The sequence below is a fragment of the Streptomyces sp. NPDC050610 genome (assembly GCF_040654875.1).
Taxonomy (GTDB): Bacteria; Actinomycetota; Actinomycetes; order Streptomycetales; family Streptomycetaceae; genus Streptomyces.
Window position 1 is genome coordinate 1 of record NZ_JBFAIV010000082.1, and the last position, 4,921, is coordinate 4,921.

The 4,921-nt window shown below is 68.3% G+C and carries 6 protein-coding genes; 2 read left to right on the plus strand and 4 right to left on the minus strand.

All coding sequences use genetic code 11. From position 1 onward, the window contains the following. Nucleotides 1-291: 291 nt before the first annotated feature. Nucleotides 292-831 carry an NUDIX hydrolase gene (locus AB0I22_RS39480; protein ID WP_363135867.1) on the plus strand — a complete coding sequence of 180 codons (540 nt, stop codon included), beginning with the start codon at nt 292-294 and terminating at the stop codon, nt 829-831. Between the two features lie 250 nt (nt 832-1,081). Here AB0I22_RS39480 and AB0I22_RS39485 read toward each other — a convergent pair whose 3' ends face one another. The 4 genes from AB0I22_RS39485 to AB0I22_RS39500 all read right to left on the minus strand — a co-directional run bounded on the left by AB0I22_RS39485 (nt 1,082) and on the right by AB0I22_RS39500 (nt 4,236). Next, complete coding sequence (locus AB0I22_RS39485) at nt 1,082-1,882, minus strand: hypothetical protein (RefSeq protein WP_363135868.1); 801 nt, start codon at nt 1,880-1,882, stop codon at nt 1,082-1,084. A 214-nt stretch (nt 1,883-2,096) separates the two neighbouring features. After that, complete coding sequence (locus AB0I22_RS39490; RefSeq protein ID WP_363135869.1) at nt 2,097-2,555, minus strand: hypothetical protein; 459 nt, start codon at nt 2,553-2,555, stop codon at nt 2,097-2,099. 23 nt (nt 2,556-2,578) lie between these two features. Then, nucleotides 2,579-3,145 carry a restriction endonuclease fold toxin-2 domain-containing protein gene (locus AB0I22_RS39495; RefSeq protein ID WP_363135870.1) on the minus strand — a complete coding sequence of 189 codons (567 nt, stop codon included), beginning with the start codon at nt 3,143-3,145 and terminating at the stop codon, nt 2,579-2,581. A gap of 125 nt (nt 3,146-3,270) precedes the next feature. Beyond that, a complete protein-coding gene (locus AB0I22_RS39500) occupies nt 3,271-4,236 on the minus strand; it encodes a hypothetical protein (protein ID WP_363135871.1) in 966 nt (321 codons plus the stop codon). 366 nt (nt 4,237-4,602) lie between these two features. On the opposite strand from AB0I22_RS39500, the gene AB0I22_RS39505 reads away from it, so the two are divergent. Next, nucleotides 4,603-4,830 (plus strand): hypothetical protein, encoded by a 228-nt coding sequence (locus AB0I22_RS39505; RefSeq protein ID WP_363135872.1) that lies wholly within the window; start codon nt 4,603-4,605, stop codon nt 4,828-4,830. The last annotated feature ends 91 nt before the right edge of the window (nt 4,831-4,921 follow it).

The window sequence follows — 4,921 nt, forward strand, 5'->3', positions numbered from 1 at the left end:
GGCGCCATGGCATTCGCATCGTGGTCCTCTTCCCCTGACAGCAATGGCGATCATGGTCGCCCGTGGTCGGCCAGCATGACACGGCGTTCCGGCCGCCGCAGACAGTGAGCGGGCCGACCGCCTGAGCCTGGTCGCTCAGCAACACGACCGGCGCCACATCACCTGGACCCCGTTCGCCGAAGTCCCCTGCAGCGAACGGCAGAGTGGCAGGGTCCCCGCCCGCGCCACCGCCACTCCTCGGCACCGCGACCGACGGTGCCGAACCGGACCAAAAACCGAATCGAGAGGCACATGACCGAGACCGAGCGTGTTGGGAATATCCGCTGCACCGCCGACACCATCGCCCTCACGCGCCACCCTCGCCTGCGCGCGCTGCTGAGCCGCGTCGTGGGGCGCACTCCCTACCGCCACGTCCTGCTGAGCCAGCGCGACAGGCCGCCGTACGAGAGCACGTGGGCCATCCCCGGTGGCCATGTGGATCCCGGAGAGACGGGCACCCGCGCGAGCGCGCGGGAGCTCCTGGAGGAGACCGATGTGGTGGTCTCGCCGGCCGACCTCGTCTTCGTCGGGATCTTTGACGAGCCCGACCGATACCCGCGGGGCCAACACATCGGCGCCGCTTTCGCCTTCATCGTCCCCGACGGCACCCCGGCTACCGCCGGGGACGACGCCCGCACCGCGCAGTGGCGGCCCGTGGATTCCCTGCCGCCGCTGACGTTCGACCACGCTGAGATCCTCAGCAAGGCCGTGGGACCCGCCATCCGGAGGCTTCGCCGCGGTGCACCGGGCCTCCGCCACCACCCAGCACCGCGCTGCCGAACTGGCTGCTGAGGCCGGTGGTCAGTGGACCTACGTCACCTCCTGCGGCCTCGACGCCAACCAGCGCATCGCCCAACCGCACGCCCAACTGCTCCCTCGCGCTGCCGGCGACGGCCTTGCCCTCCCCTGGACGCGTCCCACCAGCGAATAGAGGCATGCTTGATGAGGCCTTTCGCCCTCCGTCGCGGTCACGTACCCGGCACCCATGCCCGGCGAAGGCCGTCACTGCGGAGCCGGGCCGAGCGGTTGGCGACCGTATAGGTCAGTTGAGGCCGACCCGGTACACCCTGCGCCGGCGTGGGTGCTCCCCAACGCCCAGAGACTTCCGCTGTGAGCGGTCGTGTAGCTGAGATCCTCGGGGCCGAGGGAGAGCTTCCCGAGCTTTTCCCTCGCGCCGCCGCGGGATGCCTGCACGCTGACCCGCGGTGCCGGGTTCCTCGGCGTTAGCGGAGTAGTAGGCACTACCGCCCACACTGACCGCGCCTTGGACCCTGGCCGTCCGCAGCTCCCAACTGCTGTCGGAATACTCGTCGGCGAGGTAGCCGGACGCAGCCAGATTCCAGCGCGCGGCGCGCCCCTGCTCGTCAGGCCGGTACTCGCTGGAGACGATGGAGGTCGTCGCCCCCTGGGTACGGTCGAGTGAGAGCTGCGAGTACTGGAAGCCGGACGCTGCTACGTTCTCGTATATGTGGTGCAGCAGAAGCACGTAGTTGCACCCGTACGCGCAGTACTGCCCGTTCCGGTAGCCGAACCGGTTCCGGGCCGCGGCCCCGCCGGTCACCCTCACCGTCTTCGTGACGTCGAAGACGCTCATGCCGCCGCGCCTGACCGGGATGCTTGAGCCCGGCCTGTTCGCGATGTAGAGGAAGTCGCCGACCCATCCCATGTCGCCCGCGTGGATCTCCACCGGCCGGTAGGTGCGACGGCTGCCTGCCTGGGCCTGGCGGAGTTCGACCAGGAGCACGCGCTGGTATTTCGGGTTCCTGGGGTCCCCGGTGATGTCGAGGAAGGTGTCTCGGGCACCGCGTGACTCGTAGTCGCCTTTCCCGTACCCGGGAGGCACCCACTGAATACCAGAGCTCCCCCGGCAGAGAGCTCGACTCGCACCGCACCCGACTTCCCAAAAACCGAAACATGCCCGCACCCTGGGCGGCCGGACACCGACGCACCCGTCGCTGATCTGAACCTCCCTGAGGTCCGAGACCACCCAGGCCTCGCCGTCCTCGACGCCGGCTTCAACCGCATCGCCCGCCGAACATGAGTGCGAGGACGGGTGCCTACGCGGCCTCAACGATTTCCAAGTGGCGCAGCAGTTCCTCGGCGATCTGCTCCCGGCCGCCCTTTGCGGGGATGTGCCAATCGGTTGCGATACCCGCCTCCATGGCCAGTTCCGTGGTGAAGAGAATGGAGTCGGGCTTGGGCAGAAAGCTGTCACGCAGCCATTCGATGAACACGGCGGCCTGCGGAGCGGCGATGTCGACGAGGTAGAGGCAGTCACGGCCGTGCACGGTGGCGGCCCCGTCGAACACCGTGCCATCGTCGGCCGTGCCCCAGAAGGACAGGTAGGGCTCGCCACCGTGGATATTGTCCTGCCGGACTCGGGCACGGGCTCCCGGGAACGCCTCCTTGAGGGCGTCGCCCAGCCTCTCCAGACCGAGCTGCCACGCGTGCGGGTCCTGGCCGGGAGCGTAGACGAGATAGGTGGTCTCGTAGTCGTCCAGGTCGGAATTCGACACAGGGTCCTCCTTGCGGCGCGGTTCTATGGTTCGTAGCGAGAGTTTCCTTTGACGCCCTGAAGGGCCATCAAGGTCTGCCAATAGGCTGTAGCGGATTTGTCGTTGGTGATGATCTCAAGGCCGCGGAACTGCTTGTGCTCGAGCATCGCCTGACGGTACTTCTCCAGCTCGGACTTATCCCTGCCGACCAGGACGTCCTTCCTGTTCCACTTCTTCGTGCCGTCGGCCTTGTATTCGTCCTCCTCCTCGAACGTGGAGGGCTTGCGCCAGACGGATTTGTCCTCGCAATTCGGCTTCTTCACATACTTGGCATCGATCATCATGCCGTCGTCGGCGCGCATGCCGTCGGCAGAGATCGTCTCCTTCTCGAACGCCTTGGGCAGCGGCACGAGCCGCTCCGGGTACCCGGCCACCCGGAGCTGGTAGGCGTTCTCCGGCTTGGACGGATCTGTGCCGGCGCCCGCGAACCCGGCCGGCTTAAGCGAGTTGACCCGCGTCGTGAACTCCTTCCGTTCCGCCGGTGACAGGAGCACAGGCGGAGGGACCGGCACCGGCGGCAGCGGCGGCGGCAGCGGCAGCGGCAGCGGCACCCAGGGAACGCTGGGGTCGGGGACCTTGTAGCTGGCCGGGACGATGCCTAGCATGCCGCGGGGGCGGAGGCGAGTATCAGCGGCGCGGGCTGCAGCGGGGGCAGCGCCGGCATCATCGGCGGATGTCACCCCGGCGGCTGCGGGCCGCCGCCCGGCACCGTCACGCGCCCCTGCGAGGCCTCCAGCGCATGCGCGACGTCGCCGAGGGCGTGGATGTGCGGGTCGCTGGTGACGGCGAGGTGCAGGCCGCCGTCGTCGCCGTTGCCGCCGAAGATCGGTGAGTCCCAGGGGGCGTCGATACGGAAGAAGTCCGCTTTGTGGGTGAGGATCTCCCGCAGCGCGGTGTCGATGTGGTCCGCGTACTGGTCGCACGCCTTCGACAACTGGACGCACGCGCCGACGAGGTTCGCGACGAGGTTCGCGACGAGGGGCTCGTCCTCCCGCACCCGCTCGGGCGGGTCGCCGAATCCGACGGTGCGCTTGAAGTACTGATCGAAGGCCATCGCGGCCTCCCCGGCGTGGGCCTTGTCGGCGGTGCGGGCGCTGGCCTGCGCGCCCTGGAGGAACCGTGTCATCAGTTCCCCGGCCCGTCGCCACGTCCCGGCGACCTCGCGGACCCGGTCGGCGTCCCCGCGGTAGCGGTCGCCGCCCGGCGCGTACTGGTCGTGCCAGGCGGTGTCCCCGATGACCTCCGGCAGCTCCTTGCCCAGCCGCAGAAACGACTGCGTGCAGTCCGCTCCCGGATCTCCCACGCCCTCGGTCGCATCCTCCTGCGCCCCCAGAAGTGCGGCGATGTGCCGGTCGGTGACCATGAACTCGCGGGCCGTCCGCATGAGGGCCTTGTCGGTCGCGCCCATCACATAGGCGCTGAAGCCCATCTGGTCGAGCGCCGTGGCCGCCGCGGGCTCGTAGACCTCCGCGAACGCCCGGCCCGCTTCGTCGTCCCCGGCCATGCCCTTCTGCTTGTCGAGTTCGCCGCCGACGGCGATGGTGGTGTCTCGCGTCCCCACCATGACGATGTCGACCATCCCCATCGACGCTTTGATCATTCCTGAGGCCGTCAGCCTCAGCCCCTCCCCAGCGATACCCACGCCGGCCCCTCCCCGGTCCGGCGCCCCACCGTTCTACCCCACCGTGATCGGCTGTGCTACGGCGGGTAGTGACTTGCGGATGCAGCCGGGAGGCGCACCCGGAGGAACATCTCGTATAACTTCTACAAGGACGACCGGATCATGGATAAAGATACTTTCTGGGGCAAGGTGGGCTAAGACCATGACTACGTCCACCGAACCTCACTACGTCACCCACCACGGGTACTGGGCCCTCGAACCACCGGCCAGCGTGATCCATGGCGGCGGCCTCAACGGGAACGGGCTGGTCTGGCCGGGCAAGGGGGCCGCCACGATCATCACCGGGCTGGCCGACTGGCCAACTGGGACGAGATCGTCGACGTCAGCGTGCGGTTTGAGACAGGTGAAGCCCGCCTGGACAGCCTCGACGAGCCCCTCGACGAAGACCGCGTAGGCCTCCCGGTCTCCGGCACCGGCTCCGGCTGGTACCGCATTCGCGTCCACGCCCGCAGCCACGGCTCCGGCCCCGGCGTCGAACTCAACGACCAGGACCTTGACGAGGAACCCGTCGAGGAACACCTGATCCAGTCCTGGCCTGCGCCCGAAGCGCCCTAGGGCCTGTATTGAGTTGTGGTCACTGAGTGGTTTGGGTGAGGTCTTTGATCCAGATCATGGAGGCGCGGAGGTGGAGTCCGGCGAGGTAGCT

Bases quoted from the DNA above. Each gene is read 5' to 3' on its own strand.
- AB0I22_RS39480 (WP_363135867.1), top strand. From the start codon at position 292: ATGACCGAGACCGAGCGTGTTGGGAATATCCGCTGCACCGCCGACACC.